Genomic DNA, 26,102 nt, shown 5'->3' on the forward strand with positions numbered 1-26,102 from the left:
CAGGATACCAGTGCTTTGCACGCGAGCCTATGCAACTGGCTAACACCCCCTGTAAAGTCGTACCATTTACCGGTCGGTGACGGCACCACAATATGGGACATCCATGGGGAGGAGATCATGAACGAACAGGCTACCTTTGATATCAACCAGGTGATTGCACAGGCCAGGGAAATTATTACCAATCCCGTCGGCTACTTTCAACACATGCCCAAAAGTGGCGGCTACGCCAATCCGGTCATATTTGTCGCCGTGATGGGGCGGCAATGGGTTTGGTGACCGCGGTCTGGTCCCTGTTCGGCTCCACCACCGGGATGCTGGCAGCGGGCTTGGGCGCGATTATCGTGATGCCGATCTTTGCGGTGATCGGCGCTTTTATCGGCGCCGCGATCCTGTTCGTGATCTGGCGCCTGATGGGCTCGGGGGAAGATTACGAGACCGCGTTTCGCTGCCAGGCCTCGGTGGCGGCGATTTATCCGGTGACAGCCCTGCTGGCAATCGTCCCCTATCTGGGCACGATAATCACCATCGCCTGGGGTGCATTCCTGCTGGTAGAAGCCAGCGTGTCGGTGCATGGGCGTGAGCGCAAGACCGCGCAAATTGTATTTGGCGTGCTGGCGGTGCTGATGATCCTGTCCAATATCGCCAGCGAACGTGCAGCGCGGCAGATGGAAAGGCGGTTCCAGGATGTCGGTCAATTCGAGAACATGGAAGACATGAGCCCGGAGGAAGCGGGCCGCAAGATGGGCGAGTTTTTCAAGGGGCTGGAAGAGAGTTCGAACAGGTCCGCTGACGGTGACGCCGACTGAGACTGACGCAGGCGGTCCAGTTGCGCGCAGAGTTCGCGCGCGCCCTGCAACACCCGCGCGGTTGGGCGCTGCAGGTAGTCCGGGTCTACCGCCAGCACTGCGCCGCCAGCCACTGCCCGCAGCGCGGGAAACCGGCGCCAGTGCTTCAGCCAGGCCTGCCTGGCCTCACCGCCGGCGCCTACCACGATTACATCGGGATCCCGCGCCAGCAGTGACTCCAGGTTGATACGCGGTGCCAGGGTCGCCGCGTCGGCAAAGCTGTTGCGCCCGCCGCAGAGGCTGATGACCTGGCTGATCAGGTGGTTACCATTGATGGTCTGCAGCGGCTCGTGCCAGACCTGGTAGAACACTGTCAAAGGGGCTTGCTGTCGGTAGCGCCCGGAAAGTTCAGCGAAACCCCGTTCCAGGCGGCGGGCCTCGGCTTCACTCTGCTGCCCGGTGCCTGCCAGTTGGCCCAGTCTGCGGATGCTGTCCGGGATGTCCGCCAACTGGCGCGGTTCGCTGACATAGACCGGAATATCCAGCCGTTCCAGCGTTGCCAGTGCCCCGGGGCCATTCCCCGAGCCCCACATCAGGATCAGGTCCGGCCTGGCGCTGATGATCCGCTCCAGACTGAAAGCGTTGAACGAGCCCACCCGCGGCAGGGCTTGCGCCGCTGCCGGATAGTCACTGTAGCTCACTGCCCCTACCAGCCGGTCACCGGCGCCGGCACTGAACAGATTCTCGACAATATGGGGCGCCAGTGCCACGATGCGCCGGGCCGGCGCTTCCAGTGTCACGGTCCGGCCCAGTGCGTCCTGCACCGAGATCGGTGCCGCTTTGGCCAGCGGTAGGGCAGCGACGGCCAGCAGCAGGAAGGCCAGCCTGGCGCCACGCTGCCTCACAGTCCGATCACCAGCGGCTGGCGGCCGTTGGGATGCTCCTGCACCAGCACTTCCGCCTGGAACAGCTCGCGAAATAACTGCGGTGTCAGCACTGCCCGTGGGCTGCCCGCCGCGACCTGGAGGCCCTGACCGAGGACGATCAACTGGTCGGCCACGGACGCCGCGAGATTGACGTCGTGCACTACCAGCAACACCGCGCAGCCGCGCCCGGCGAGTTCGCCGATGGCGCGGACCAATTGCTGTTGATGGGCCAGGTCCAGCGCCGCGGTGGGCTCGTCCAGCAGCAGCAGCTTGCCATGCATGCTGTGTTGATCCCAGATCTGGGCCAACACCCGCGCCAGCTGCACCCGCTGGCGCTCGCCGCCGGACAGCTGGGTGTAGAGCCGGTCCCGCAACGCCAGTGCATCGGTGGCGGCCAGCGCCTGGTGGGCGATCTGGCGGTCGATGCGCAGACCGGTGGCATGGGGGGTGCGTCCCAGCAGCACTACTTCCTCGACGGTATAGGGGAAATTCAGCAGCGACAGTTGCGGCAGGAAGGCCAGCCGCCGCGCCAGTTCCAGTCGCGGCCACTGCGACAACGGTTTGCCGGCAAAGCTGATGCTGCCGTGACTGGGACTGAAGTCGCCGGCGATCAGCCGCAGCAGGCTGGATTTGCCGGCCCCGTTGGGGCCGATCAGCGCGGTCACCTGGCCGGCCACCAGCTGCAGGTCCAGTGCGGCCAGTACCGGCTTGCCCCAGGGCGCGGCGGCCACCGAGTCCAGCTTCAGCAGCGTCATGTCTGCATGCCGTAGTGGTGGCGCTGGCGCAGCAAGGAGATGAAGAAGGGCACCCCGATCAGCGCGGTAATGATACCCACCGGCAATTCGGTCGGCGCCAGCACGACCCGCGCCAGCGTATCGGCCACCACCAGCAGGATGGCGCCGGCCAGCGCCGAGGCGGGCAGCAGCGTGCGGTGGTCGGGGCCGATCAGCAGGCGTACCAGGTGAGGTACTACCAGGCCGACAAAGGCGATGGTGCCGACCATCGCTACCGAGGTGCCCACTCCGAGGGCGACCCAGCCGATCAGTGCCAGCTTGCTGCGGTTGACGTCGATGCCCAGGTGGCGGGCTTCGGATTCCCCCAGCAGCAGGGTATTGAGCGCCCGCGCATGGCGCGGCAGGGCCAGCAGCACCAGCGTGCTGACCGCGGTGGCCAGTCCCAGGCGGGACAGGTTGGCGCCGTCCAGGCCGCCCATTCTCCACAGGCTGATGCGCCGCAAGCGTTCATTGTCGGCAAAGAATTCCAACAGATTGCCCAGCGCGCCGGCCAGCGCGGTGATCGCGATGCCTGCCAGCAGCATGGTCGCCACCGAGGTGCCGTTTTCCGAGCTGGCCAGTCGGTAGACCAACAGCACTGCCAGTGCACCACCGGCAAAAGCCCCGGCCGACACCAGCGTGAGGCCGAAAAACCCCTCCAGCAGGCCGCCGCTGAGCACGATCAGGATGGAGGCGCCCAAAGAGGCGCCGGCGGTAACACCGATCAGTGACGGGTCGGCCAATGGGTTGCGGAACAGGCCCTGCATTGCGGCCCCGCTCATCGCCAGGGTGGCGCCGATCACCGCGGCCAGCAGCACCCGCGGCAGCCGGATCTGCTGCACGATCATCGTTGCCTGGCCGGTGCCGTCACTCCACAACGCCTGCCAGGCCTGTGCCGGGCCCAGGCTCACCGCGCCGCTGCCCAGTCCCAGCAGGATCGCCAGCGGCAACAGCAGCAGCAAAAGCCCGATCAGCTGGCCGGCGCGGCGCCGGCGCAGCGTGGTGGCGGGTGCTGCGCTAGTAGTCAACGCCGCGGCGGGCCTTGATGCCGCTGTTGAAGGCATGCTTGATGTCCTTGACCTCGGACACAGTGTCCATGATGTCCTGCAGCGCGCTGCCGCCACCGCGGCCGGTGACCACCACGCTCTGTTCCGGCGGGCGTCCGGCCAGCGCGTCGATGACATCCGCCTCTGGCAGGTAATCGAAGGCCAGCATATAGGTCAGCTCATCCAGCACGACCAGGTGATAGGCCGGATCCGCCAGCATTGCGCTGGCCCGCTCCCAGGTGGTGCGGGCCGCGGCGATATCGCTGCTGCGGTCCTGGGTGTCCCAGGTGAAGCCGGTACCCATCTGGTAGAAATCCACCTGCGGGCAATGATCGCGCAGGTAGATCTCTTCACCGGACAACTGCTCGCCCTTGATGAATTGCACCACTCCCACCTTGTAACCATAGCCCAGTGCCCGCATCACCATGCCGAAGGCGGAGCTGGACTTGCCCTTGCCGTTGCCGGTCAGCAGGATGGCGACGCCGCGTTCGGTGCTGGCAGCCTCGATGCTGGCGTCAACGCTGGCTTTCTGCTTTGCCATCGCCTTCTGGTGACGGCTGTTCTTGTCGCTCTGGGTCATGGTCGGGATCCTAGAAAGAGTAGCGCACACCGGCATAGGCGGCGCGGGCACTGGTCCGGTAGGTGGGGATTTCCTGGTACCGGCTGTTGAGCAGGTTCTCCACGCGGCCGTACAACTCCAGGTCCGGCAGCAGCGCGAAGCGCGCATTCAGGTCCATCACTTCGTAGTCGTCCAGCGCTGTGCCATCGGCTTCCCGCGCATCCCGGGCCAGCCGCAGCTGCACACCCAGCCGCAGCTGCTCGGACTGGCTACGCCACTGCAGGCCGAGATTGCCCAGATGGGTCGGACGATATACGCGATGACCTCCCGCCGCGGTTTCATTGTCATTGTAGGTGTAATTGGCCTGCAGGCGGAACTGTGCCGCCAGCGGCAGGTCGGCAATCAGCTCGATGCCAGAGGAATCGCTGTCCCCGCTGCCCTGCAGGTAGCCGGAAAAAGTGTCCAGGTCGAAGAAAATCTCGTTCTTGACACTCTGGCGGAAATACACGGCTTCCAGTAGCAGTTCACTGTCTCCCCAGGACAGGCCCACCTCGTAACCCTCGCTGCGTTCCTCGCGCAGTTCCAGTCCGGCCGCGGGCGGGCCGGCAAAAGAACTGCGATTGTAGGCGATTTCATACAGGCTGGGGGCGCGGAAACCGGTGCCCCAGCTGCCCCGGAGCTTGAGTTCCCGCGCGGCCAGCGGCCACAGGTAGGCGGCGCTCACACGATAGGTGTCGTGGCTGCCGAAGTCGTCATTGTCGTCGTAGCGGGCACCGGCGGTAAAAAACAGACTGTCGGCGAGACTCCCCTGGTATTCCAGATAGTAGCCGTCCTGGTCGCGCTGTGTGTCAAAACCCCCGTCGTCCATGGTCTCCCGCTTGTGATCCACGCCGTAGACCAGCTGCAGCTGCGGACTTGGGGCGAAGCTGCCCAGGTAGCTCCAGTGCGCTATCTCGCCCTCGGTACCGAAACCTGGCAGCCCCTCGCTGTATTGCTGCCGTTCGGTCCGGTTGTGGCTGTAGGCTAATTCATGCCGCAACTGCTCGCCGTTGTACTGCGCCGAGCCGCGCCAGGAGCGCTGGTCGAAGCTGTCGCTGCAGCGATTGGTGGGGGAGGAGGTGTCGTTGGTGAAGCAGCTGTCGAATTCGTTGTCACCGTCGACATCGCGGGCGACCAGCTCCAGCCGCAAGCGCTCGGCCGGGTTCCAGCCTACACGGCCGTGCGCACTGCGGTTGTCATAGCCATCGCGGTCACCGGGATCCAGATCGGTGCTGCGGGCATTGAAGCCATCGCTGCGCAAGTCTGTCAGCGCCAGGTTGGCATCCATCTGCTCATTGCCGGCCGCGACATTGGCGCTCAGCTGGCGGCTGCCGTAGCGTCCCGCTTCGGCGCTGAGATCGCCGCCGAACCCGGTGACGGGCACGCGGGTGCTGATATTGACCACGCCACCGGCGTCGGCACCGTACATCATGCCCTGCGGTCCGCGCAGGATTTCCACCCGCTGGATGCCGGCGCTCAGCAGATGCTCGATGCGGGGGCCGATCTGGGGTGCCGAGGTGTCGGAGATGTCGATGCCGTCGATCAGCACCAGCGTGCGGTAGGCCTCCTCGCCGCGGATCCGCAGCGAGGACACCTTGCCGGCACCGCCATTGTTGCTGACCGCGACCGAAGGCTGGCTGCGCAGCACATCCTGCAGCGAGGTGAAGCCGCGGGCGCGGATCCCGGCGGCATCGATCACCGAGATCGATGTGCCGACTTCACGCAGCGGCATCGGCACCCGCGACGAGGTGATGACCATTTCTTCCAGTGGTCCAGCGCTATCGCTATAGGCGGGCAGAGTGGAGATCAGCGCGAGTGCGCCGAGAATTGCTTGTGATTTCATGTGGTACCTCAATAGCCAGAACAGGGTGGCGATTGAGGGAGGGGATCCAGGGAACGCAATGCACCGGGGCATCGGGCAACCTTCAATGAAGCCCTCCGCTCCATCGTTGCTACTTGTTGTTGTCCAGGCAGGTATCGGGCTCACAGCATTGCTGTCTACCGTTGCGGGGGCAGCGGTGGCATCGGCGCGAGGCCTCACCACACTTCCCATTTAACCGGCCCAGCCCTGTCTGGTGACAGCGGCGGCAGGCACCTGGCACGCGGGGCACTGTAGTGAGTCCCGCGCTGGCTGTCAATTTGTCGCCGCGGTCGCTGTGCCGCGGGCGCGGCTTTGCCGTAGAATACCGGCCAGATTCAAGACAGGGGGCAGCGCCATGACCATTTCCCAGGCCCAGAGTGAGCAGGTCGCTGCGTTGCTGGGTCGTGAAGCCCGGGGCCTGCAGGCGATCGCCGTGATGGATGCGGCGCTGCAGCCGCGGGTGATCCGGGTGGCATCGCTGGTGGATGAGAAACCTTTTCCCACTTTGTTCTGGCTGGTGGATCCGGTGATCAATTACCGTATCGACCAGGATGAGGCGCGGGGTCTGATCAAGGATTTCCAGGGTGTGGTCAATACGGACAGTGCCCTGCAGGAGGCGATGTGCGCGGATCATCGTGCCCACATCGAGTTGCGTGACAGCTATCTGGACGAGGCACAGCGGACGCTGCTGGACGAGCTCGGTTTCGCCCCGGTGCTGGCCCGGCGCGGTATCGGCGGAATCGCCGACTTCAGCCGCATCCGCTGCCTGCACACCTGGTACGCCGCACATCTGGTGGTGCCCAACACCATCGGCCGGATGCTGGACCGGTATTGGGACGGCCTGTCCCTGCCGCGGCAACGGCCGGCCTGAGGCGAGGCGGCGGCCATGCAGGCGGCAGACCAGCAGATTCTCGGCCGGGCGCGGGACTGGCTGACCGAGGCGGAGCTCCCGGTGTGGCTTTGCACTATTGCGGCCGCTGTGGGCGCTTCGCCGCGGCCGCCGGGCGCGCTGCTGGTTTGCAATGGTCGCGGTGAGCAGCTGGGTTCGCTCTCCGGTGGTTGTATCGAGGAAGATCTGCTGGAACGACTGCGGGAGGACGGGTTGCCGGGAGCCCGCGCCGCGTTGATCGAGTACGGCGTTAGCGCGGCGCAGAACGAACGCCTGGGCCTGCCCTGTGGCGGCCGCCTGCAGGTGCTGGTACAGCGTTTGCAGGTGCAGTCCGACCTGCCCTGGCTGGAGGCGGCGCTGGCGGCAATCGGCGCGCGCCGCTGTCTGCGCCGGGTGGTGGATATCAGCACTGGCGCGACCCGCTACGGTGAAGAGGAGCTGCATCAGGCGCTGGATTTCGATGGCCGTGAACTGGCCCAGAGCTTCGGTCCGCAAATGCGGCTGCTGCTGGTGGGTGCCGGGCAGTTGAGCCAGGGCCTGGCAGAGCTGGCGCTGGCCATGGACTATGATGTGCTGGTGACGGATCCGAGGCCTTCGATGCTGGAGCAGTGGGAGGGTCCGTCAGTACCGTTGCTCGGTGGCATGCCCGACGATGTGGTCCGCGACCATGCCAGTGATCGCCACAGTATCGTCATCACCCTGACTCACGATCCGCGCATCGACGACATGGCCCTGATGGAGGCACTGACCACCCCGGCCTGGTATGTGGGAGCACTGGGTTCCCGCCGCACCACCGACAGGCGTCTGCAGCGGCTGCGCCAGCTGGAGCTGAGCGAGGAACAGCTGGCGTCCCTGCATGCGCCGGTGGGGCTGGATATCGGCAGCAAGACACCCCTGGAGATAGCGGTGTCGATCATGGCGCAGCTGATCCAGTTGCGCCGCCAGCCGGGACGTCGATGACAGTCGGTGTGCTGTTGCTCGCCGCCGGCAGCAGCCGCCGCTTCGGCAGTGACAAACGCTTTGCCCGCCTGGCCGACGGCAGCAGCCTGCTGCAGGCCAGCCTGGGCGCGATACAGCGCAGCGGCCTGCCACTGCGGGTGGCGCTGCGACCCGGGGATGAGATCGCGGCAGCGGAGTTGAAGGTACTGGGTGCCAGTGCGGTGCTGTGTCCCAATGCAGAGCGCGGCATGGGGTGCACCATCGCCGATGCGCTGCCTCTGTTGCCGGCGTGGGAGGGGCTGCTGATCGCGCTGGCGGACATGCCGGCAATTCGCCCGGCTACCTATGCCGCGGTGGCTGCCGCGCTGGCGGAAGCCGAGCTGGTGAGCCCGGAATACAGGGGCGGCCTGGTCACCCGGTGGGCTTCAGACGCAGTCTGTTCCCGCGGCTGGCACAGCTGGAGGGCGATCAGGGCGCGCGCCAGTTGCTGCGGGAGGCGGGGCCTGCGCGCCGCCTGCTCGCGGTCGACGATCCCGGCATCCACCGCGATGTCGACCGGCCGGCTGATCTTGCGCGATGGCCGGAGTGAGCTGCTTGGTGCTATATTAGCGCGTTTGTTCGCCTCGCTCTGGAGCTCCATGACTACCAATACCGACGATTTGCGCATCCAGCGCACCATTGAGCTGATCGCCCCGCGGCAACTTGTCGCCGACATCGCCGTCAGTGACAGCGCCGCCGAGACTGTATCGGCTGCACGCCAGGGTATACACCGTATTCTCGCGGGGGAGGATGACCGCCTGGTGGCAGTGGTCGGTCCCTGCTCCATTCACGACCCGGAGGCGGCGCGGGAGTATGGCCGGCGCCTGCGGGCGGTGGCGGCCGAGATCGCCGATGATGTGTTCGTGGTGATGCGTGTCTACTTCGAAAAACCCCGCACGACGGTGGGCTGGAAGGGCCTGATCAACGACCCGGACCTGAATAACACCTTTCAGATCAACAAGGGCCTGCACCTGGCGCGGCAGTTGCTGGCGGACCTGGCCGAGATGGGGCTACCGGCCGGCACTGAGTACCTGGATCTGATCAGCCCTCAGTACTATGCCGACCTGATTTCCTGGGGCGCGATCGGTGCCCGCACCACCGAGAGCCAGACCCATCGTGAGTTGTCCTCCGGCCTCTCCTGCCCGGTGGGCTTCAAGAACGCCACCGACGGCGACATCCAGGTGGCGATAGATGCGATCAAGTCCGCCTCCCAGCCGCACCACTTCCTGTCGGTGACCAAGCAGGGCCATTCGGCGATTTTCCAGACCAGCGGCAATGAAGATTGTCACATTATTCTGCGCGGCGGCAAGCATCCCAACTACGACATGTTTTCTGTCGACGACGCCACCGAGATGCTGGTGCGGGCCGGGTTGCCGGCACGTATCATGGTCGATGCCAGCCATGCCAACAGCCGCAAGATTCCGGCGCGGCAGGTGGACGTGATCCGCGACATCGCCACCCAGGTGGCCCGGGGCAGCCGCAGCATTTTCGGCATCATGGTGGAGAGCAATTTGCTGGCGGGGCGCCAGGATGTCGTGGCCGGCCAGGCACTGACCTACGGCCAGAGCATTACCGACCCCTGTATCGGCTGGGACGATACTGCGCAATTGCTGGAAGAGCTGGCCGCGGCGGTTCGCACTCGCCGGCAACGATAACAGGCAGGAGACAACAAACAGGAGCACGCAACATGCCCCAGATGAGTCCGGAGCGCGCCCGCGAATACTGGCGCCGCAACCTGTCCCTGATGCTGAAGTTGTTGATTGTCTGGTTCGTGGTCAGCTTCGGCTGCGGCATTATCCTGGTCGACGAGTTGAACCAGATCCGGCTGGGTGGCTACAAGCTGGGCTTCTGGTTTGCCCAGCAGGGCTCCATCTACGTGTTCGTGCTGTTGATCTTCTATTACACCCGCAGGATGGCGGCGCTGGATCGCGAGTTCGGGGTGGAGGAAGACTAGTGGAATTGCAAACCCTGACGTATCTGGTGGTGGGCGCCAGCTTCGCGCTCTATATCGGTATTGCGATATGGGCGCGCGCCGGTTCGACCCGGGATTTCTATGTCGCCGGCAGCGGTGTACATCCGGTGGCCAACGGCATGGCCACTGCCGCGGACTGGATGTCGGCGGCCTCCTTCATTTCCATGGCGGGCATGATTGCCTTCATGGGTTATGGCGGCTCGGTATTCCTGATGGGCTGGACCGGCGGCTTCGTGATTCTGGCACTGTTGCTGGCACCCTACCTGCGCAAGTATGGCAAGTTCACCGTGCCGGAATTTATCGGCGACCGCTATTATTCCCGCGGTGCGCGGGTGGTGGCGGTACTGTGCCTGATTATCTGTTCGGTCACCTATGTGATCGGCCAGATGAAGGGCATTGGCGTGGCCTTTTCCCGGTTTCTGGAGGTGGACTACAGTACCGGCCTGCTGGTGGGCATGTGCATCGTGTTTTTCTATGCCGTGCTGGGTGGCATGAAGGGCATCACCTATACTCAGATTGCCCAGTATTGCGTGCTGATTTTCGCCTATACCATCCCGGCGATTTTTATCAGCCTGAATTTGACCAACAACCCGATTCCCCAACTCGGTCTGGGCAGCACCCTGGCGGGTTCCGACACGCTGCTACTGGACAAGTTGGACCAGGTGGTGACCGAACTGGGTTTTCGTGAGTACACCACCGATGTACGCCTGAGTGGCCTCAACATGTTTGCTTTCACGCTGTCGTTGATGATTGGCACGGCGGGGCTACCCCATGTGATTATCCGCTTCTTTACCGTACCCCGGGTGCGCGATGCGCGCTCCTCTGCGGGCTGGGCGCTGCTGTTTATCGCGATACTCTATACCACAGCGCCGGCGGTGGCCGGCATGGCGCGGCTGAACTTCATGCAGACGCTGGAACCCAGCCCCGGCGAACACATGGTTTACGAGCAGCGGCCGCAGTGGTTCAAAAACTGGGAGGTTACCGGCCTGCTGGGTTTCGAGGACAAGAACGAGGACGGCCGGGTCCAGTACAGCGCCGACCCCGAGGTCAACGAAATGGTGACGGTGGACAACGACATCATGGTGCTGGCCAACCCGGAAATCGCCCGCCTGCCCAACTGGGTGATCGCGCTGGTGGCCGCCGGCGGGCTGGCCGCGGCGCTGTCCACCGCGGCGGGCTTGCTGCTGGCTATCGCCTCGTCGATTTCCCACGATCTGCTCAAGGGCATGATCGCGCCGGGCATCACCGAAAAGCAGGAGCTGCTGGCCAGCCGGGTGGCGATGGCGGTGGCGATCGCGGGTGCGGGCTACCTCGGCTTCAATCCACCGGGCTTCGCGGCCGGTACCGTGGCACTGGCTTTCGGGCTCGCCGCCTCGTCAATTTTCCCGGCGCTGATGATGGGTATCTTCTCGCCCCGCATTTCCCGCGAGGGCGCGATCGCCGGCATGCTGGCGGGGATTGGCGTTACGCTGCTGTACGTGTTCCAGCACCAGGGCATCATGTTCATTGCCTCCACCTCGTTCCTCGGGGAGATGCAGCCAAACTGGTTCTTCGGTATTGAGCCCAACGCCTTTGGTGCAGTGGGCGCCGTCATCAACTTCAGCGTCGCCTTCGCCGTGTCGCGCATTACAGCGCCGCCGCCGGCCCGGGTGCGGGAGTTGGTCGAGCACATCCGCGTACCGGTGGGGGCCGCTGCGGCCCATGACCACTGAGGGCGATTTCGCACTCGCACCGGTGCGGGACTTTCTGGCCCGGCTACCGCCGTTTCAGGACCTGCCCGGAGAGGACCTGGAACAGGCTGTAACGGCACTGCTGGTGAGCTATCATCGCCGCGGCGAGCGCTTTGAGGCCGCCAGCGACGAACAGGGCCTGCGTATTCTGCGCAGCGGGGCGGTGGATATCCGCGACGGCGACCACGAGCTGTTGGACCGGCTGGGCGAGGGAGAGAGTTTTGATCTCGATGCCGGGCCAGATGGTGCCACGGCGACTGTGATCGAAGACTGCCTGCTGTATCTGCTGCCTGTTGGCGACTGGCGGGAGCTGCGCAACCGGCATCGCGACTTCGACCGCTTCTTCAGCCGCCAGCGCGACCGCCGCCTGCGCCGGGCGGCGCGCTACCAACCGGCCGCCAACAGTCTGCTGCGCAAACTGCACACGGTGATGAGCACGGACCTGGTCACGGTGGCAGCGCAGGACCCGGTGCAAGTGGTGGCGCAGCGGATGGCGGCGCGCCGGGTGTCCTCTGCGCTGGTTTGTACGGACCAGCGTTTGCTGGGCATCGTTACCGACCGCGATCTGCGGACGCGGGTGGTGGCCCGGGGACAGCCCAGTACGACACCGGTGACGCAAATCATGAGCCCCGCACCACTGACGATCGGCCCCACGGCGAGCCTGTTCGATGCGACCCTGATGATGACCCGTCATGGCCTGCACCACCTGCCGGTGGTGGACGACGAACGCTTGCTGGGAATCGTCACCACCTCCGACCTGATGCTGGCGCGGGAGGATGACCCGGTCTATCTGGTGCAGCATATTTCGCGGCAGCCCGATGTCGCCAGTATCCGCGCGCGAGTGATGGCCGTGCCCGCGCTGATGGCCAGCTGGATTGAGGCCGGCATGCGCGCGCCCCAGGTCGGCCACATTCTGACGGCGATCAGCGATGCGGTTACCCGGCGCCTGATAGCGCTGGCGGAGGCGGAGTTGGGGCCAGCGCCGGCGCCCTGGTGCTGGCTGGCGTTTGGCTCCCAGGCCCGCGGTGAACAACTGCCCGGCGCCGACCAGGACAATGGCATTGTGATTGACGACAGCCTGGCGGCCGGCGACGAGGTCTGGTTCCAGGCGCTGGCCAGCCGGGTGTCGGACGGTCTCGACAGCTGCGGCTATCCCTATTGCAAAGGCGCGGTAATGGCGACCACAGACCAGTGGCGCCAGCCGCTGGCGGTGTGGCGGGACACGGTGCGCCGCTGGTGCGCCACGCCGACCCGGATGCGGTGATGCGAGTCAGCATTTTTTTTGACTTGAGGGCGATCCACGGCGAGGCGGAGCTGGCCGCGCAATTGCAGGCGGCCATGTTGCAGCAGGCATCGGGCAACAGCATCTTTCTGGCTGCGCTGGCTGCCAATGTGCTGGAGCACCGCCCGCCCCTGGGGCTGTTTCGGCGCTTTGTCGTGGACCGCGACGGTGAGCATCGCGACACGCTGGACCTGAAGCGACGCGGCGTGCTGCCGCTGACCGAAATCGTGCGCTTGCATGCGCTGGCGGCTGGCATCACCGCGGTCAATACTGAACAGCGGCTACGGGAATTGACCGCGGGCAAGCTGCTGCACCTGGTGGATGCCCGCAATATTGGCGATGCGCTGCACTGCATCCAGCAGTTGCGGATGCAGCAGCAGTGCGAGCAGATCAACCACGGTGAACTGCCGGGGAACCAGCTCAATCCGGGCGAGCTGCCCAGGCTGGCGCGGGAGCAGCTGCGCGATGCCTTCACCATCATCGACGAGGCCCAGGCCGCGGTGCGCCAGCGCTACCGGGCGGGCATGGCCTGATGTGGGGTCTGCGCTGGCGCCGGCTGTACTGGCGCCGTCATCTGCAACCCGGCCCGCTGGCGGATTGCTGGGCGGAGCCGCTGCCGCCGCCAGGACGCGATTGGCGCCAGCAGCCGTTTCTGGTGTGCGACGGTGAGATGTCAGCGCTGGATCCACAGCGCGGCGAGCTGTTGAGTCTCGGCTGGGTGCGGATTGAGGCCGGGCGCATTGTGCTCGCCTCCGCCACTGAGCTGCTGTTGCGGGCACAGCACAGCGTGGGTCAGAGCGCCACTGTGCATCAGCTGCGCGACTGTGACCTGCAAACGGGCCTGACACCGGCCGAGGCCCTGCAGCAATTGCTGGTCGCGGCCCGCGGCTGCGTATTGGTGTTCCATCACGCGGCGCTGGACCTGGCCTATCTGGATCGCATTGGGCGGGCAAGTTTTGGCGCCCCGCTGCTGCTGCCGGTGGTGGATACGCTGCAGCTGGAGCGGCGCCAGCTGCAGCGGCGAGGCCACCTGTTGGCGCGGGGCGACCTGAGCCTGGCCCGTTGCCGCGCCCGCTACCGCCTGCCACCGCTGCCGGCTCACCGGGCGCTGCACGATGCGCTCGCTGCCGCCGAGTTATTGCTGGCGCAGGTGCAGCGGCGGGCGACAGGGGGTAGCCTGGTTCTGGACCAGTTGCGCTGAAGCGCTGGACGGCAACCTGTCCCTCGTATAATGTTGCCCGTCGCTCACACACACTGGCCTGGATGGACGGAAAATGAAGGTAGAGCCTATTGCACTCAATGCCGAGGTCCGGGCCTTGCTGGTGGACGCCGGGCTGCCGGTATCGGATCTGGACGAGGCCCGTGAAGTGCAACTCTTTGCTACCCGCCAGTATGGGGAACTGGTGGGTGTGGTGGGCCTGGAGATGTACGGTTCCGATGGCATGCTGCGCTCGCTGGTGGTTACCGGAACGGCGCGCGCTGAGGGCGTTGGCCAGGCATTGGTCGCGCACGCCGAGGCGTTTGCGCTGCGGCAGGGCATAACGGAGCTGTTTTTGCTCACCATTTCCGCGGAGCGTTTTTTTGCCAAGCTGGGTTATGTGGTGGTACCTCGTTCAACCGCCCCCGCAGCGATAGCCCAAACCGAACAGTTCATGGGATTGTGTCCCTCTTCATCCAGTTTCATGCACAAGCGGCTGCAGGCGCCCTGAGAATTGTGGTCAATATCGACGTTCCGGAACCCGGGTCGGGCAATTGAATTTTACTCTACAGCCCTGGGCTTGACGCACAGCCGCTCGCGCGCGGCGGCGTATTCCCGCTGCAGCCGGGCTACCAGATCTGCAGCAGGCAGGATGTTCTTGACCGCACCGATGCCCTGACCGCAGCCCCAGATATCCTTCCAGGCCTTGGCTGCCGAGTCGCTGCCGGAAGCGAAGCTCATCGCGCTGGGGTCACTTTGCGGTAGCTGGTCCGGGTCCAGGCCCGCGGCCTCGATGGAAGGGCGCAGATAGTTGCCGTGAACGCCGGTGAACAGATTGCTGTAAATGATATCGGCCGCGTTGTTGTCGACCACGGCCTGCTTGTAGGCCTGTTCGGCATTGGCTTCCCGGGTGGCAATGAAAGCGGAGCCGATGTATCCCAGGTCCGCGCCCATGGCCTGGGCCGCCAGGATTGCGTCCCCGGTGGCAATTGCCCCGGAAAGCAGCAATAGCCCGTCGAACCATTCCCGGATTTCCTGCACCAGCGCCAGCGGCGAGGTCGATCCCGCGTGACCGCCGGCGCCGGCGGCGACCGCGATCAATCCGTCGGCGCCTTTTTCGATCGCCTTGCGGGCAAAGCGGTTGTTGATCACATCGTGCAAGACAATTCCGCCGTAGGAGTGTACCGCCTCGTTGACGAATTCCTTGGCCCCCAGCGAGGTAATCACGATCGGTACCTTGTAGCGTACACACAGCTCCAGATCATGCTGTAGGCGATCGTTGGAATTATGCACAATCTGGTTGACCGCGAACGGCGCCGAAGGCTGTTCCGGGTGAGCGGCATCCCAGGCTGCCAGCGCGCTGGTAATCCGTTCCAGCCACTCCTCCAGCTGTGCCGCCGGGCGCGCGTTCAGAGCCGGGAAAGAGCCGACGATACCGGCAGTGCACTGGGCGATTACCAGGTCGGGATTGGAGATGATGAACATTGGCGCAGCGACGGCGGGCAGCCGCAGGCGGTGCTGCAGGGAGGCGGGCAGGGCCATGATAACGAAGCTCCTCGATAGTTGATTGGTGTGCAATTTATTGCATATTAAATTTATATGCAACCTTTTGCATAATCTTATTGTTCGGGATAAGCTGAAGAAGCTAAACTGCTCCGAACTTTGACAGGGAGAATCGTCGCTGCCGTGGCTCTGTCCCATGCCATCATGACCGCGTTGTTGGAGGATGAACTGTCCGGCTATGAACTGGCCAGGGACTTCGACGTGTCCCTGGGCCTGTTCTGGCATGCCAGTCATCAACAGATCTACCAGGAGCTACACAAGCTGGCGGAAAAGGGTTGGCTGCAGCGGGAAACGGTGGGCCAGACCGGCAAGCCGGACAAGATCGTCTATGCTCTGACGCCCGCGGGGCAGCGGGCGCTGGAGGCCTGGGTGCTGGGCGGCAGCCGGGTGCGGGAGGGCAAGGATGATTTGTTCGTCAAGCTGTACAATCTCAGTGAGAGCAACGCCCGTCATCTGGCGGCGGAAGTGGAACAGCGCCGCGAACAGATGATGCAGCGGCTGTATCTGTACGAGAAGATCCGGCGCCGACACTACGCCAGGCCGGAGCAGTTGAGTGTACGACGCAGGGGAGTCTATCTGGCGCTGCTGGGCGGCATCCGTCACGGCGAACAGTTTCTCGCCTGGTGTGATGAGGCGCTGGAGATTCTGGCCACCATCGAGTAGCTTCGTTCCCGTCCCCCGGTGCAGCCGATGGCCGGGCGATGTAGAATCATGGGAACACGATCAGCCGTTACGGAGATGTTTCACATGCGTTACCGATCCACTTGTCTGCTCTCTTCGCTGCTGGTGTTGGCCCTGCTGTCGGTATCTGCCTGCACCTGGGTCAGGATCTCCGACGAGGCGCGCGCAATCGACCTGGTGGACGCCGGCCAGGTCACCGCCTGCAAGCGTCTGGGCACGGTCTCCAGCAAGGTCAAGGCCAGGGTCGCGGGGATCCCCCGGGGGCCAACAAGATACGGGTCGAACTCGACAACCTGGCCCGCGAGCAGGCTCTGGATATGGGGCCGACACGTTGGTGCGCGAGTCAATCGAAGAAGGCGATGGCCATTACACGGCCTATGCCTGTCCCTGAGCGCTGGGGAGCGAAGGGCGCCGCGACAACATGGCGCCGGGCCCTCGTGTTGGGCATAATGGCCGCCTGATTTCAGGCGGGGCAGCATAGCGGCAGATGTACCACCAGTATTTCGGACTGAACGAGGCGCCATTCTCGATCGCGGTAAATCCGCGCTATCTGTTCATGAGTCCCCGCCACCGCGATGCCCTGGCCCACCTGCTGTACGGGGTTGGCAGCGGAGGCGGTTTTATCCTGCTCACCGGCGAGGTCGGTACCGGCAAGACCACGATCAACCGCTGCTTGCTGGAGCAGCTCCCCGATGCCACCGATGTCGCGATCATTCTCAACCCGGCACTCGATGCACTGGAACTGTTGGCGACGGTCTGTGATGAGCTGGGTATCGACTATCAACGCGACCGCCCCACGCTGAAGACCCTCACCGACAGTCTGCACGGTTTCCTTCTGCAGAACCACGCCGCCGGTCGCAGGACGGTGCTGATGATCGACGAAGCCCAGCATCTGGATTATCGGGTGCTGGAGCAGATCCGGCTGCTGACCAACCTGGAAACCAACAGCGAAAAGCTGTTGCAGATCATCCTGATCGGCCAGCCGGAGCTGGCCCAGCTGTTGCAGCAGCCCGAACTGCGCCAGCTCAACCAGCGCATTACCGCGCGCTACGACCTCGCGCCACTGAGCCTTGAAGAAACCTCTGCCTATATTCGACATCGCCTGCAGGTGGCCGGACTGGCTCCAGGCAGGGAGCTGTTTCCACCCGACGTGGTGCGGGGTGTTCACCGGGTCACCCGGGGCATACCGCGCCTGATCAATGTCCTGTGCGATCGCATTTTGCTGGGCTGTTACGGCCGCAATCGGCAGCGGGCTGACCAGACCATGCTGAAACTGGCCGCGCGGGAGGTGATGGGCGAGGAACTGGCCGGCCGGTCTCACTCGCGCTGGCTGGCTGTCGCTGGCGGCGCCGCGGTGGTGAGCTTGCTGCTGGGGCTGGGCTGGTGGCTGCTGCGGCCGCAGTCGGCGCCGCCGGCGTCCCCTGTTGCCACGGCTGAGGCAACCCAGGTGGCTCAGGTTGAGAACACGGCGACGGGGACTGACTGGTTACTGACCACGGGCGGTGCTCTGCAACAACTGTGGCAACTGCAAATCGGCGAGGAAGCCGCTGCCACGATGCCTGCCGGGCTCTGCGGCGGCGAGATTCACTTTCCGCTCAGCTGCCTGCGCGAGCAGGCCCAGACCTGGCAGGAACTGGTGGAACTGGAGCGGCCCTTGCTGCTGGAACTGGTGACGCCTGCCCGCTCTGCGGCGGCCGCTGTTTTCCTGGGGGTGGAAGATGACAATGCCCTGCTGTGGGCGGGAGAAGCTCCGGCGCGGGTCGCGCTGACGGAACTGGCCCCGCTCTGGCGCGGCGGCTATCGCCTGCTGTGGCGCCCGCCCGCCGGTTTCGACGGGCCGCTCGCGCTGGGGGACTCAGGGCCGGCGGTGGCAGCGGTGGCGGCGATGTTTGCGCGTATCGATGGCCAGCAACAACCGCTCGCCTCTGACACTTACAATAACGCTCTGGCGACGCGGGTGCGACTGTTCCAGCGTCGGCAACAATTGCAGGCCGACGGTATCGTCGGTGTCCAGACGCTGCTGCGGCTGAATGCCGCGCTGGGCCGCGACCGCGAGCTGGTCGCTTTGGGAAAGGACCACGATGACCGCTTGTGAAGGAACAGACCGATGTCGCTGATCCTGGATGCGCTCAATCGGGCACGTGGCGAACCGGCCGATGGCCGTGTCGTGCCGGGACTGGACAGCCAGCACTTTCCGCCGGTGGAGTCCGCGGTCGGCTGGCGGCAGCGGGTACTGCCAGCGTTGCTGCTGCTGGCACTGCTGGTGATTGCCGGACTGCTGTGGCGCCAGTTTGCGGCCGCACCCCCGGTGGCGGGGCCGGAGAAAGTGCGGGCGCCGGTGCCACTGGCCCCAGCACCGCCGCCAGCGAGGCCTACCGCCGTTCCCGTCACTTCCGCACCGGAGGTGGCGGCGCTCTATCGGCAGGAGGTGAGCGCGCCGGATATCAGGGAGGATGCAGAGACTGGCGCTGACGCCGATAGCGAAGCCGGGAACAGCGCGAGTGATGATGACATGGCGGTCGATGTCGACAGTCTGGTGAGCGCCGCTGAACAGGCGCTTGACGATGTGCAGTTGGCGCAGCATCCGGTGTCCTTTCTGGCTGCACTGTCGCAGCAACGTAAGGATGCTATTCCGACCCTGATGTACCTGCAGCATGATTACCGTGGCGAGGGCGGCTCCAGGGTCACCATCAATGGCACCGAGGCTGCTGCCGGGGAGTCGGTGGGGCGCGGAGTAGTGGTGGAGGAGATCCTGCCGGATTCGGTGGTGTTGAGTCACGATGGCAAGCAGTTCCGGCTGCGGGCACTGAACAGCTGGGTCAATCTGTAGGGCAGTTATTCCCTCAGCGAATCTTCAGCGTCAGGCCCTGGCGGGCCAGTACGGCTTTTTCCAACTGCAGTTCCCGCGCGGTGAGGGGATGCTGGTCCAGCCAGCCTGCCGGGAAAGCCAGCCGCAGCGAATGTGACTTGGCCTGAATCACGAAATCCGGCAGCGTTTCCAGCTGCTCCACGTATTTGAACACCAGCGCCAGCCGGATAATGGTGACCAGCCGCAGCAGCCGGGGCCGTTCACCGGAACTGACCGAGGTCCACAGGGCGTCTTCCAGCTTGCCGCGCTGGGCTGCCGCCAGCAGGGCCAACTGTTCCTGCTCCTCCTGGGAAAATCCGGGCAGGTCGGCATTGCGCAGCAGGTAGGCGGAGTGGCGATGGTAGTGCTTGTGGGAAATCGTCATGCCGATTTCGTGACTGTGCGCGGCCCACTTCAGCAGCTCGCGGTCGGTCTTGCGCAGCTGCCAGCCGTCGCGCGTCGCGCTGTACAGCATGTGCGCGCGGCGCGCCATGATGTCGGCCATGGTCAGGTCTACCGCATGGCGCTGCATCAGCGCGTTGATGGTGCGCTCGCGCACATCCTCGTGGCGCAGGCGTCCCATCAGGTCGTAGATCAGACCTTCGCGCAGGGCCCCCGGGAGCAGCGCATGCGCTCGATCCCGAGTTCGTCGAACAGCGCGCTGGCGATGGCTACCCCGGCGACGATAACATTGCGCCGCTGGCTGCTCAGGGCCGTCAGCTTGATGGTGTCGAAGCGCTTGAACTGCAGCAGCCGCTGTTCCAGCCGCCGCAGGCTGGCACGGTCGATACCGCTGTCGCTCCAGCCCTCGCTGGTGACGATGGCCTCTATGGCCTGCAGCGTTCCCGAGGAGCCCACGCACTCGGCCCAGTGGCCGGCATGGTAGTTGTAGCGGATATGGGAGACCTCCAGGCGCGCCTGTTCATAGGCCTGGTGGTAGCTGCGGCTGCTGATCCTGCCGCCCTTGAAACAGTTGTCGGAAAAACTGACGCAGCCGATCTGCAGGCTTTCCAGCCGCTGTGGTTCGAATCGCTGGCCGATGATGAGCTCGGTGCTGCCACCGCCGATGTCGATCACCAGCCGCGAGTGGGCATCGTCGGCCAGGGAGTGGGCGACCCCCAGGTAGATCAGGCGGGCTTCCTCGCGGCCGTAGATCACATCCACCGGGGCACCCAGGATCTGCCGGGCGGGGACGGTGAACTCGCGCCGGTTGCGAGCAACCCGCAGCGCGTTGGTTCCCACTACCCGGATGCGCTCCGGATCAACGCTGCCAAGCATCTGCGCAAAGCGGCCGAGGCAGTCCAGGCCGCGGTCGATGGCTTGCTGGGACAGCATGCCGTCCATCAGACCGGCGCCCAGCTGGACCTTCTCCGCCAGCACTTCAATGGGACGCATCTCGCCATGTTCGATGCGGGCGATGATCAGGTGAAACGAATTGCTGCCGAGATCCACCGCTGCCAGCAAACTGCCGTCGGGCAGTGGTTCGTGGGGCGGGGTTTGCAAAATAGTCTATTTTTTGGCGCCTGAGGGGCGCGCTGCATAGCTGCCCTGCTGACCGCTGATACCTGATTTGATGCTCTGGATGGAACCGCCGGATTGCAGGAAGTCGCGGGTCTGGTCCTCTATGGATTTTGAGGTTTCGACGGCGGCGGGCTGTTTTTTCTTGGCGGGGGCGCGTTGGGGTTTGGCGGCCATGCTGGGTTCTCTTGAGCTTGGGTGGCTATGCAGTATAGCGCAAAACGGTAGGCTCTGTCCGCTTTCACGGCGTCGCTGCGGCCCGAATCAGTCCGCCACAATGACTCTGGGAGTGCGCATTGGCATCCGGGTCAGCAATTCATAGCCGATGGTGCTGCTGGCGCGCGCCACCTCGCCCACCGGCAAGCCGGCGCCCCACAGAATCACCGGGTCTCCCACCGCCACCGGGGGCAGGTCGGTGACATCTATCGTGATCATGTCCATGGACACCCGTCCCGCCAGCGGCGCCCGCCGGCCATTCACCAGCACCGGGGTACCGTTGCCGGCGGTGCGCGGGTAGCCGTCGCCGTAGCCGATTGTGACGGTCGCGACGCGGGACGGACGCCGGGCCTGCCAGGTTGCGCCGTAGCCCACCGTCTCGCCGGCCGCCACATCCCGCACCGAGATCACCGCCGAACACAGGGTCATCACCGGGCGCAAACGGTCTGCCTGCGGCTGCGGCACCGTGAATGGAGAGTTGCCCCACAGCATGAAGCCGGGTCGGATCCAGTCGTAGTGGGCCTGGGGCCAGGCCAGTACACCGGGGGAGTTGGCCGCACTGCGCAGCCCGCTCAGGCCCTCGCAGCTGGTTTCGAACAGCTCTATCTGCTGCCGGGTCTGGGGTTTGTCCAGTTCATCCGCGCAGGAAAAATGGGTGGAGAGAACCGGTGGTCCCGCCAGTTTGCCGCTGGCCAGCAGCCGCCGGTGATAGTCGCGAGCCTGCTCGGGCGCCACGCCCAGACGGTGCATGCCGGTATCAATCTTGAGCCAGCAGGCCAGCGGGCCGGGCAGGGAGGTCTGTTCCAGCCAGCGCAACTGGGTATCGTTGTCTATGGTGATCCACAAGTCATGTTCGGCGGCGAGCGCCAGCTCAGCGGCCTCGAACACGCCCTCCAGCAGCAGGATGGGACAGCGTATGCCCGCGCGGCGCAGCTCCACGGCCTCCTCGCTGCAGGCTACCGCCAACGCATCTGCCAGCGGCTCCAGCGCCCTGGCCATGGTCACCGCGCCGTGGCCGTAGGCGTTGGCCTTGACCACTGCCATCAATCGTGCCGTGGGCGCCAGTTCTCGTGCCAGCGCGACATTGTGGCGCAGTGCGCGGAGGTCCAGACGGGCCTGGCTGGGGCGTGACATCAGTAGTCGTAGCGGTGAGCTGCGAACAGCGTCTGCGCCGCCAGCCAGACATCGCCGACCTCTCCGTTGCCCACCGGCTTGCCGTCGATTTCTACTACCGGGGCGATCTCCTTGCTGGAACTGGTGATCCACACCTCATCCGCGTCGGCCAGTTCCGAGCGCAGCACCACCCGTTCCCGTGCCGGGATATCGCTGTGCCGGTGCAGGATGTCCAGCAGCAGCAGGCGGGTGATGCCGGGCAGTTTCTGGTGATCCAGCGGCGGGGTGGCGACTTCGCCGTTGCGCACCACGAACACGTTACAGGCGGCGGCCTCGGTCAATTCACCTGTCTGATTGTAGAGCAGGGTTTCATTGTGACCCTTGCTGTGCCCGAACTGGTAGTGCATGACATTTCCCAGTAACGCAGTGGACTTGATATTGCAGCGGCGCCAGCGCAGATCCTCCTCGGTGGAGACCCGGTACCGGGTGGCGGCGGCCTTGTCCGCGGCTGGCGGCGGCGGGATTTCAAAGGCAAAGGCGTACAGCGTCGGAGAGACGTTGTCGGGGTAGGCGTGGTGGCGCCGTTCATCGGCGCCGCGGCTGATATGGAAATAGAGCCCGAGGTTGCCGCCGCCGTTGCGGGCGCTCAACTGCCCGGCGATTTCGCGCCACCAGGCGTGATCGACGCGGTGCTGAATCTGCAGTGCGTCCAGGCCTCCTGCATGCGATCCATATGAGGGCCGAAGCCGACCAGCTTGCCGTCGTAGGAGGGCACCACTTCGTAGATGCCGTCCCCGAACAGGAAGCCGCGATCCATCGGCGAGATGCGGGCTTCGCTCATCGGCATATACTCGCCGTTCAAAAATACTGTGCTCATAACATGATCCTGTTGCTGCAATAGAGTCGAAGTCAGGTGGCCGCTATCCCGCTCAGCTCGCGGAGCTGGCGAATGACCGCGTCGCCCTCCGTTGCTGGCATGCCATCCTCGGTCAGGGTGTTTGCCCGGGTTACGCCATCGACGCTGCCCCTGGCGGAGAGATACTGCAGTGTGGCCAGCGGCGAGAATTCGCCCAGCAAGTCGCGGCCGGCCCACAGGCCCAGAAAGGCCAGCAGGCCGTAGGCACCCCAGTTGGATACGTCTGCGACCAACAGTTCATCACAGGGCGTGACCGATACCCGGATGTCCAGCGCGGCGATTGCAGCGGCGATCTTGCCCATGCCGATCTCGTTGCCGCCATCGCCGATGGCGATGGTGGGACAGCTGGCCAGGCTCAGGTACGGATCGAAGACGCCGGCGCCGGCGCTGATATCTTCGCCGCGCATATTGTAATAGCGTCCGTCGGCCGTGAGACCGGGGCGTTCGATGGAGACCACGGCCGCCGGCTGCCACTGTGCCAGCCAGCGGCCGGCTTCGAGAGTGCTGTCAGCGACGTCGTTGCAGCTCAGCGGAAGTACGCGGTAATCCGCCGCCAGCACATCCGCCAGCGGCGCCGCGCAGGCCAGCACCGGGTCGGCGCCGAGGGCCTGCAGACCCTGGTACAGGGCTATGGCGCCGACCGGGCCGTCGGTCTCGAAGGTGCCGGCCACCGGAAAGCCGGTGCCGATCAGCACACAGCGGTTTCCGACCTGCAATGCCCGCGCCGCCCGCAGGTAGTAGCCGGGACTCAGCGCCGCCCGGGCGAGACGCATATTGCGTGGATTGCGCGCGACCAGCAGGTCCTCAATCGCTTCGCTGAGTGCCTGTTCATTCATCATTGATACTCATGGGGCCGCTCCGGCATGGGCACACAGCTCAAGCGCGCCTGTGCCAGGTGCAGTGCATTGTGGGCATCGTGGGGGCTGATGGCGGCGAAGTACACGCTGCCTCCTGGCTGCAACTGGGCCAGCGCAGCGGTATCCAGCGACAGCACGGCGCCGATCTTGGGGTAGCCGCCAATGGTCTGCCGGTCGTTCAGCAGCACAATGGGCTGGCCATCGGCCGGAATCTGAATCGCACCATGGCAGATACCTTCGGAGAGGATGCCCTCGATGTCGCAGCGGATCGCGGGGCCCTCCAGGCGGTAGCCCATGCGGTCGCAGGCATCCGATACGGTAAAGCGGTGGCTGAAAAAGCGGCGCTGCTCCAGGCGGCTGAAGTGGGCCTGCTGATAGCCGGGAATGACCCGCAGGGTAACCTGGTTCTGGTAATGCGGACGCCAGGCGGGCGGCAGCTGCAGCAGCGGCCGCCCGCTCGTCGCTGCGCAGGGTAGCACATCTCCCGGCGCCAGCTTCTCGCCGCGCAGTCCGCCCAGCTTTTCCCGCAGGACAGTGGCGGTACTGCCGAACTGGGGAGGGATGTCGAAACCGTCGGCCACGCCCAGATAGCTGCGGCAGCCGGCCTCGGCGTAGCCCAGACTGATGCGGTCGCCGGGTTCGATCCGGTGCACGGTCCACAGGGCCTGGGTCCGGCCATTGATGGTCAGTGGCATGCTGGCGCCGGTTACGCAGACAAAGGTAGCAACCCGGGCCTCCAGTTCCAGGCCGCCGAAGCTGGTTTCGATCAGGGTACTGTCCGGAGCATTGCCGAGCAGGCGCTGGCACAGGGCAAACGCTTCGGTATCCAGCGGGCCGCCAGTGGTCAGGCCGATACCATGCTGGCCGAAGCGGCCCCTGTCCTGCAGCAGGCTGAGCAGGCCGGGCTGGCGTACCACCAGACTCATGTCAATTCCCCGCCCAGTTCCAGAAAGCGTGCCCGGCTGATGGGCTCGAATCGCACCCGGTCGCCCACGGCTACCGGCATGGTGGGGCTGGCGTCGGGATCGAACATGCGCCGGGGACAAAGCCCGATCAGGTTCCAGCCGCCGGGGGACACCGCCGGGTAGACAGCGGTCTGGCGGTCGGCGATGGCGACTGCGCCGCGCGGCACCCGGGGCCGCGGGGTGGCCAGCCGCGGCATGGCTATGCGCGGGTCCACCTCGCCGAGGTAGGCAAAACCCGGCGCAAAACCGATCGCATAGACCCTGTACTCGGTCGCGCTGTGCAGTGCGATCACGTCTTCCACTGACAAGCCGGCCTGCTGTGCCAGCCGTTCAAGATCGGCGCCCGATTCCGGGCTGTAGTAAACGGGCAGGCAGACATCCCCCCTCCGTGGTCGGAATCCAGCTGGCCGAGGTCGGCCTCGATACGGTGCAGGCAGCGGGTGACCCGCATGTGATCGGTGCGCATCGGGTCGTATATCACCAGCAGGGAGGCATAGGATGGCACCAGGTCAACCAGGTCTCCGTCCAGAGCCTGACGCACGGCGAGAGTCGCTGCCTGCACCCGCGCTGCAGTCTCGGGGCCACTGCGCTCGCCCAGATACAGGATCAGCGCGTTTTCTCCGGCATGTCTGAGTTGCATGCGAATTCAGTTCCCGTTGACCAGCGCCCGGACTGCCTCGATCGCGGCAACGCCCTCGGGGTTGTCACCATGCACACAGAGGGTATCCACCCGCAACTGCAGCCGTGCACCGCTGACCGTCGTGATACTGTTGTCGGTGCAGAGCTGGCGCACCTGGGCCAGCATGCGCTCGCGGTCGTGCACTGCGCCGGGCTTGCGCCGCGACAGCAGCCTGCCCTCGTCGTCATAGCAGCGATCGGCGAAGGCCTCGAACAGCAGGGGCAGGTCCAGCGCTGCGGCCTCGGCCAGATGACTGTCGGCCGTCGGGGTCGCCTGCAACATCAGTGCGACAGAGCGGTGATAGCCCGACACCGCCGCCATCACGCCGGCCCTGACGGCCGCATCGGCCATCATGTCATTGTACAGCGCGCCGTGGGGTTTGACGTAGGCCAGTTCCAGACCATGGCAGCGAGCCATGCCATCCAGTGCGGCGATCTGGTAGCGCAAACTGCTGGCCAGTTCGTCTTCACTGAGCGCCATGGAGCGCCGCCCGAATCCTGCCAGGTCCGGGTAGGCCGGGTGCGCGCCGACACTGACACCATGGCGGGCGGCCAGGGCCAGGGTACGGTCGATGGTCAGTGGGTCGCCGGCATGGAAGCCGCAGGCGATATTGGCCTGGTCGATATGCGGCATGACCTGGGCATCCATACCCATGGTCCAGCTGCCGAAGCTTTCACCCAGATCGCAGTTCAGTAACATCGTCATTCC

32 protein-coding genes, 1 pseudogene and 1 riboswitch are annotated in these 26,102 nt (G+C 65.1%); of the genes and pseudogenes, 15 read left to right on the top strand and 18 right to left on the bottom strand.

The window, feature by feature from the left end:
- The first annotated feature begins 117 nt into the window (after positions 1-117).
- The gene (locus G3T16_RS16290) at positions 118-276 is read left to right on the top strand and encodes a hypothetical protein (protein ID WP_163496156.1); all 159 of its coding nucleotides are present in this window, start codon (positions 118-120) and stop codon (positions 274-276) included.
- Positions 264-806 (top strand): YIP1 family protein, encoded by a 543-nt coding sequence (locus G3T16_RS16295; RefSeq protein WP_232059119.1) that lies wholly within the window; start codon positions 264-266, stop codon positions 804-806. The genes G3T16_RS16290 and G3T16_RS16295 overlap by 13 nt, the downstream gene beginning before the upstream one ends.
- Here the strand turns inward: G3T16_RS16295 and G3T16_RS16300 are convergent.
- The 5 genes from G3T16_RS16300 to G3T16_RS16320 are packed head-to-tail and all read right to left on the bottom strand — an operon-like array spanning position 692 to position 5,971.
- Positions 692-1,690, bottom strand: a complete 999-nt coding sequence (locus G3T16_RS16300) for a cobalamin-binding protein (RefSeq protein ID WP_163496157.1) — start codon at positions 1,688-1,690, stop codon at positions 692-694. The two genes, G3T16_RS16295 and G3T16_RS16300, sit on opposite strands and share 115 nt — an antisense overlap.
- Positions 1,687-2,466: a heme ABC transporter ATP-binding protein gene (locus G3T16_RS16305; RefSeq protein WP_163496158.1), complete on the bottom strand. Its 780-nt coding sequence runs from the start codon at positions 2,464-2,466 to the stop codon at positions 1,687-1,689. Before G3T16_RS16305 ends, G3T16_RS16300 begins: the two co-directional genes overlap by 4 nt.
- On the bottom strand, positions 2,463-3,548 hold the full coding sequence (locus G3T16_RS16310; protein WP_163496159.1) for a FecCD family ABC transporter permease: 1,086 nt from the start codon (positions 3,546-3,548) through the stop codon (positions 2,463-2,465). Before G3T16_RS16310 ends, G3T16_RS16305 begins: the two co-directional genes overlap by 4 nt.
- Positions 3,502-4,110: a cob(I)yrinic acid a,c-diamide adenosyltransferase gene (cobO, locus tag G3T16_RS16315; RefSeq protein ID WP_163496160.1), complete on the bottom strand. Its 609-nt coding sequence runs from the start codon at positions 4,108-4,110 to the stop codon at positions 3,502-3,504. Before cobO ends, G3T16_RS16310 begins: the two co-directional genes overlap by 47 nt.
- Before the next feature lie 10 nt (positions 4,111-4,120).
- On the bottom strand, positions 4,121-5,971 hold the full coding sequence (locus G3T16_RS16320) for a TonB-dependent receptor plug domain-containing protein (protein WP_232059120.1): 1,851 nt from the start codon (positions 5,969-5,971) through the stop codon (positions 4,121-4,123).
- A gap of 109 nt (positions 5,972-6,080) precedes the next feature.
- Positions 6,081-6,242: riboswitch (cobalamin riboswitch) on the bottom strand.
- 102 nt (positions 6,243-6,344) lie between these two features.
- Here G3T16_RS16320 and G3T16_RS16325 point away from each other — a divergent pair.
- The 10 genes and pseudogenes from G3T16_RS16325 (at position 6,345) to arsN2 (ending at position 14,549) form a co-directional block, all read left to right on the top strand.
- Complete coding sequence (locus G3T16_RS16325; RefSeq protein ID WP_163496162.1) at positions 6,345-6,860, top strand: DUF501 domain-containing protein; 516 nt, start codon at positions 6,345-6,347, stop codon at positions 6,858-6,860.
- Positions 6,861-6,875: 15 nt separating this feature from the next.
- The gene (locus G3T16_RS16330) at positions 6,876-7,838 is read left to right on the top strand and encodes an XdhC family protein (RefSeq protein ID WP_163496163.1); all 963 of its coding nucleotides are present in this window, start codon (positions 6,876-6,878) and stop codon (positions 7,836-7,838) included.
- Positions 7,835-8,314 (top strand): annotated as a pseudogene (locus G3T16_RS22075) (nucleotidyltransferase family protein); the annotation flags it as partial. The gene G3T16_RS16330 and the pseudogene G3T16_RS22075, both read left to right, overlap by 4 nt.
- A gap of 141 nt (positions 8,315-8,455) precedes the next feature.
- Positions 8,456-9,511, top strand: coding sequence for a 3-deoxy-7-phosphoheptulonate synthase (locus tag G3T16_RS22080; protein ID WP_232059389.1), 1,056 nt, complete (start codon positions 8,456-8,458; stop codon positions 9,509-9,511).
- A gap of 32 nt (positions 9,512-9,543) precedes the next feature.
- Complete coding sequence (locus tag G3T16_RS16340) at positions 9,544-9,810, top strand: DUF4212 domain-containing protein (RefSeq protein WP_197911708.1); 267 nt, start codon at positions 9,544-9,546, stop codon at positions 9,808-9,810.
- Positions 9,810-11,540 carry a sodium:solute symporter family protein gene (locus G3T16_RS16345; RefSeq protein ID WP_163496165.1) on the top strand — a complete coding sequence of 577 codons (1,731 nt, stop codon included), beginning with the start codon at positions 9,810-9,812 and terminating at the stop codon, positions 11,538-11,540. The genes G3T16_RS16340 and G3T16_RS16345 overlap by 1 nt, the downstream gene beginning before the upstream one ends.
- Positions 11,530-12,822, top strand: coding sequence for a DUF294 nucleotidyltransferase-like domain-containing protein (locus G3T16_RS16350; RefSeq protein WP_232059121.1), 1,293 nt, complete (start codon positions 11,530-11,532; stop codon positions 12,820-12,822). The genes G3T16_RS16345 and G3T16_RS16350 overlap by 11 nt, the downstream gene beginning before the upstream one ends.
- Complete coding sequence (locus tag G3T16_RS22085) at positions 12,822-13,373, top strand: putative nucleotidyltransferase substrate binding domain-containing protein (protein WP_232059122.1); 552 nt, start codon at positions 12,822-12,824, stop codon at positions 13,371-13,373. The genes G3T16_RS16350 and G3T16_RS22085 overlap by 1 nt, the downstream gene beginning before the upstream one ends.
- Positions 13,373-14,041: a 3'-5' exonuclease gene (locus G3T16_RS16355; RefSeq protein WP_163496166.1), complete on the top strand. Its 669-nt coding sequence runs from the start codon at positions 13,373-13,375 to the stop codon at positions 14,039-14,041. Before G3T16_RS22085 ends, G3T16_RS16355 begins: the two co-directional genes overlap by 1 nt.
- A gap of 73 nt (positions 14,042-14,114) precedes the next feature.
- Positions 14,115-14,549: an arsenic resistance N-acetyltransferase ArsN2 gene (arsN2, locus tag G3T16_RS16360; protein WP_163496167.1), complete on the top strand. Its 435-nt coding sequence runs from the start codon at positions 14,115-14,117 to the stop codon at positions 14,547-14,549.
- A gap of 50 nt (positions 14,550-14,599) precedes the next feature.
- On the opposite strand, the gene G3T16_RS16365 is transcribed toward arsN2, so the two are convergent.
- Positions 14,600-15,580 (bottom strand): NAD(P)H-dependent flavin oxidoreductase, encoded by a 981-nt coding sequence (locus tag G3T16_RS16365; protein ID WP_163496168.1) that lies wholly within the window; start codon positions 15,578-15,580, stop codon positions 14,600-14,602.
- A 144-nt stretch (positions 15,581-15,724) separates the two neighbouring features.
- Here G3T16_RS16365 and G3T16_RS16370 point away from each other — a divergent pair, with 144 nt between their 5' ends.
- Positions 15,725-16,264 carry a PadR family transcriptional regulator gene (locus tag G3T16_RS16370; protein ID WP_163496169.1) on the top strand — a complete coding sequence of 180 codons (540 nt, stop codon included), beginning with the start codon at positions 15,725-15,727 and terminating at the stop codon, positions 16,262-16,264.
- An 89-nt stretch (positions 16,265-16,353) separates the two neighbouring features.
- On the opposite strand, the gene G3T16_RS16375 is transcribed toward G3T16_RS16370, so the two are convergent.
- Entirely contained in the window at positions 16,354-16,629 is a 276-nt protein-coding gene (locus tag G3T16_RS16375; RefSeq protein WP_163496170.1) for a hypothetical protein, read from the bottom strand.
- Between the two features lie 140 nt (positions 16,630-16,769).
- Between G3T16_RS16375 and G3T16_RS16380 the strand changes: the two genes are divergently transcribed.
- Positions 16,770-18,377, top strand: coding sequence for an ExeA family protein (locus G3T16_RS16380; protein WP_163496171.1), 1,608 nt, complete (start codon positions 16,770-16,772; stop codon positions 18,375-18,377).
- Positions 18,378-18,389: 12 nt separating this feature from the next.
- On the top strand, positions 18,390-19,112 hold the full coding sequence (locus tag G3T16_RS16385; RefSeq protein ID WP_163496172.1) for a general secretion pathway protein GspB: 723 nt from the start codon (positions 18,390-18,392) through the stop codon (positions 19,110-19,112).
- Between the two features lie 13 nt (positions 19,113-19,125).
- On the opposite strand, the gene G3T16_RS22090 is transcribed toward G3T16_RS16385, so the two are convergent.
- The 11 genes from G3T16_RS22090 to G3T16_RS16425 all read right to left on the bottom strand — a co-directional run bounded on the left by G3T16_RS22090 (position 19,126) and on the right by G3T16_RS16425 (position 26,093).
- Positions 19,126-19,713 carry an acetate and sugar kinases/Hsc70/actin family protein gene (locus tag G3T16_RS22090; RefSeq protein ID WP_232059123.1) on the bottom strand — a complete coding sequence of 196 codons (588 nt, stop codon included), beginning with the start codon at positions 19,711-19,713 and terminating at the stop codon, positions 19,126-19,128.
- Positions 19,714-19,724: 11 nt separating this feature from the next.
- Complete coding sequence (locus tag G3T16_RS22095) at positions 19,725-20,633, bottom strand: Ppx/GppA family phosphatase (protein WP_232059124.1); 909 nt, start codon at positions 20,631-20,633, stop codon at positions 19,725-19,727.
- Between the two features lie 6 nt (positions 20,634-20,639).
- Positions 20,640-20,825 (bottom strand): hypothetical protein, encoded by a 186-nt coding sequence (locus G3T16_RS16395; protein ID WP_163496173.1) that lies wholly within the window; start codon positions 20,823-20,825, stop codon positions 20,640-20,642.
- Between the two features lie 87 nt (positions 20,826-20,912).
- On the bottom strand, positions 20,913-21,998 hold the full coding sequence (gene alr, locus G3T16_RS16400) for an alanine racemase (RefSeq protein WP_163496174.1): 1,086 nt from the start codon (positions 21,996-21,998) through the stop codon (positions 20,913-20,915).
- The gene (locus tag G3T16_RS16405; protein ID WP_332102899.1) at positions 21,998-22,690 is read right to left on the bottom strand and encodes an aminotransferase class IV; all 693 of its coding nucleotides are present in this window, start codon (positions 22,688-22,690) and stop codon (positions 21,998-22,000) included. Before G3T16_RS16405 ends, alr begins: the two co-directional genes overlap by 1 nt.
- Positions 22,624-22,854 carry a hypothetical protein gene (locus tag G3T16_RS22860; protein WP_332102834.1) on the bottom strand — a complete coding sequence of 77 codons (231 nt, stop codon included), beginning with the start codon at positions 22,852-22,854 and terminating at the stop codon, positions 22,624-22,626. Before G3T16_RS22860 ends, G3T16_RS16405 begins: the two co-directional genes overlap by 67 nt.
- A 32-nt stretch (positions 22,855-22,886) precedes the next feature.
- Complete coding sequence (locus G3T16_RS16410; protein WP_232059125.1) at positions 22,887-23,732, bottom strand: glutamate cyclase domain-containing protein; 846 nt, start codon at positions 23,730-23,732, stop codon at positions 22,887-22,889.
- A complete protein-coding gene (locus G3T16_RS16415) occupies positions 23,729-24,676 on the bottom strand; it encodes a 5-oxoprolinase subunit C family protein (RefSeq protein ID WP_163496175.1) in 948 nt (315 codons plus the stop codon). The genes G3T16_RS16410 and G3T16_RS16415 overlap by 4 nt, the downstream gene beginning before the upstream one ends.
- The gene (locus G3T16_RS22560; protein ID WP_332102900.1) at positions 24,673-25,086 is read right to left on the bottom strand and encodes a 5-oxoprolinase subunit B family protein; all 414 of its coding nucleotides are present in this window, start codon (positions 25,084-25,086) and stop codon (positions 24,673-24,675) included. Before G3T16_RS22560 ends, G3T16_RS16415 begins: the two co-directional genes overlap by 4 nt.
- On the bottom strand, positions 25,005-25,355 hold the full coding sequence (locus G3T16_RS22565) for a carboxyltransferase domain-containing protein (protein ID WP_269473236.1): 351 nt from the start codon (positions 25,353-25,355) through the stop codon (positions 25,005-25,007). Before G3T16_RS22565 ends, G3T16_RS22560 begins: the two co-directional genes overlap by 82 nt.
- A gap of 6 nt (positions 25,356-25,361) precedes the next feature.
- Positions 25,362-26,093, bottom strand: a complete 732-nt coding sequence (locus tag G3T16_RS16425; protein ID WP_163496176.1) for a 5-oxoprolinase subunit PxpA — start codon at positions 26,091-26,093, stop codon at positions 25,362-25,364.
- Positions 26,094-26,102 lie beyond the last annotated feature (9 nt).

Origin of the sequence: Kineobactrum salinum (assembly GCF_010669285.1) — a bacterium.
Classification (GTDB): Bacteria; Pseudomonadota; Gammaproteobacteria; order Pseudomonadales; family Halieaceae; genus Kineobactrum; species Kineobactrum salinum.

What these genes read in the sequence shown, in the direction of transcription:
- G3T16_RS16290 (WP_163496156.1), top strand. Translation starts at nt 118, where the DNA reads ATGAACGAACAGGCTACCTTTGATATCAACCAGGTGATTGCACAGGCC.
- G3T16_RS22565 (WP_269473236.1), bottom strand. Translation starts at nt 25,355, where the DNA reads ATGCAACTCAGACATGCCGGAGAAAACGCGCTGATCCTGTATCTGGGC.
- G3T16_RS16415 (WP_163496175.1), bottom strand. Translation starts at nt 24,676, where the DNA reads ATGAGTCTGGTGGTACGCCAGCCCGGCCTGCTCAGCCTGCTGCAGGAC.
- G3T16_RS16295 (WP_232059119.1), top strand. Translation starts at nt 264, where the DNA reads ATGGGTTTGGTGACCGCGGTCTGGTCCCTGTTCGGCTCCACCACCGGG.
- G3T16_RS16425 (WP_163496176.1), bottom strand. Translation starts at nt 26,093, where the DNA reads ATGTTACTGAACTGCGATCTGGGTGAAAGCTTCGGCAGCTGGACCATG.
- G3T16_RS22085 (WP_232059122.1), top strand. Translation starts at nt 12,822, where the DNA reads ATGCGAGTCAGCATTTTTTTTGACTTGAGGGCGATCCACGGCGAGGCG.
- G3T16_RS16385 (WP_163496172.1), top strand. Translation starts at nt 18,390, where the DNA reads ATGTCGCTGATCCTGGATGCGCTCAATCGGGCACGTGGCGAACCGGCC.
- G3T16_RS16395 (WP_163496173.1), bottom strand. Translation starts at nt 20,825, where the DNA reads ATGGCCGCCAAACCCCAACGCGCCCCCGCCAAGAAAAAACAGCCCGCC.
- G3T16_RS16305 (WP_163496158.1), bottom strand. Translation starts at nt 2,466, where the DNA reads ATGACGCTGCTGAAGCTGGACTCGGTGGCCGCCGCGCCCTGGGGCAAG.
- cobO (WP_163496160.1), bottom strand. Translation starts at nt 4,110, where the DNA reads ATGACCCAGAGCGACAAGAACAGCCGTCACCAGAAGGCGATGGCAAAG.
- G3T16_RS16310 (WP_163496159.1), bottom strand. Translation starts at nt 3,548, where the DNA reads ATGCCTTCAACAGCGGCATCAAGGCCCGCCGCGGCGTTGACTACTAGC.
- G3T16_RS16320 (WP_232059120.1), bottom strand. Translation starts at nt 5,971, where the DNA reads ATGAAATCACAAGCAATTCTCGGCGCACTCGCGCTGATCTCCACTCTG.
- G3T16_RS22080 (WP_232059389.1), top strand. Translation starts at nt 8,456, where the DNA reads ATGACTACCAATACCGACGATTTGCGCATCCAGCGCACCATTGAGCTG.
- alr (WP_163496174.1), bottom strand. Translation starts at nt 21,998, where the DNA reads ATGTCACGCCCCAGCCAGGCCCGTCTGGACCTCCGCGCACTGCGCCAC.
- arsN2 (WP_163496167.1), top strand. Translation starts at nt 14,115, where the DNA reads ATGAAGGTAGAGCCTATTGCACTCAATGCCGAGGTCCGGGCCTTGCTG.
- G3T16_RS16330 (WP_163496163.1), top strand. Translation starts at nt 6,876, where the DNA reads ATGCAGGCGGCAGACCAGCAGATTCTCGGCCGGGCGCGGGACTGGCTG.
- G3T16_RS16380 (WP_163496171.1), top strand. Translation starts at nt 16,770, where the DNA reads ATGTACCACCAGTATTTCGGACTGAACGAGGCGCCATTCTCGATCGCG.
- G3T16_RS16365 (WP_163496168.1), bottom strand. Translation starts at nt 15,580, where the DNA reads ATGGCCCTGCCCGCCTCCCTGCAGCACCGCCTGCGGCTGCCCGCCGTC.
- G3T16_RS22860 (WP_332102834.1), bottom strand. Translation starts at nt 22,854, where the DNA reads ATGAGCACAGTATTTTTGAACGGCGAGTATATGCCGATGAGCGAAGCC.
- G3T16_RS16325 (WP_163496162.1), top strand. Translation starts at nt 6,345, where the DNA reads ATGACCATTTCCCAGGCCCAGAGTGAGCAGGTCGCTGCGTTGCTGGGT.
- G3T16_RS16340 (WP_197911708.1), top strand. Translation starts at nt 9,544, where the DNA reads ATGCCCCAGATGAGTCCGGAGCGCGCCCGCGAATACTGGCGCCGCAAC.
- G3T16_RS16355 (WP_163496166.1), top strand. Translation starts at nt 13,373, where the DNA reads ATGTGGGGTCTGCGCTGGCGCCGGCTGTACTGGCGCCGTCATCTGCAA.
- G3T16_RS16350 (WP_232059121.1), top strand. Translation starts at nt 11,530, where the DNA reads ATGACCACTGAGGGCGATTTCGCACTCGCACCGGTGCGGGACTTTCTG.
- G3T16_RS22090 (WP_232059123.1), bottom strand. Translation starts at nt 19,713, where the DNA reads ATGGGACGCCTGCGCCACGAGGATGTGCGCGAGCGCACCATCAACGCG.
- G3T16_RS16410 (WP_232059125.1), bottom strand. Translation starts at nt 23,732, where the DNA reads ATGATGAATGAACAGGCACTCAGCGAAGCGATTGAGGACCTGCTGGTC.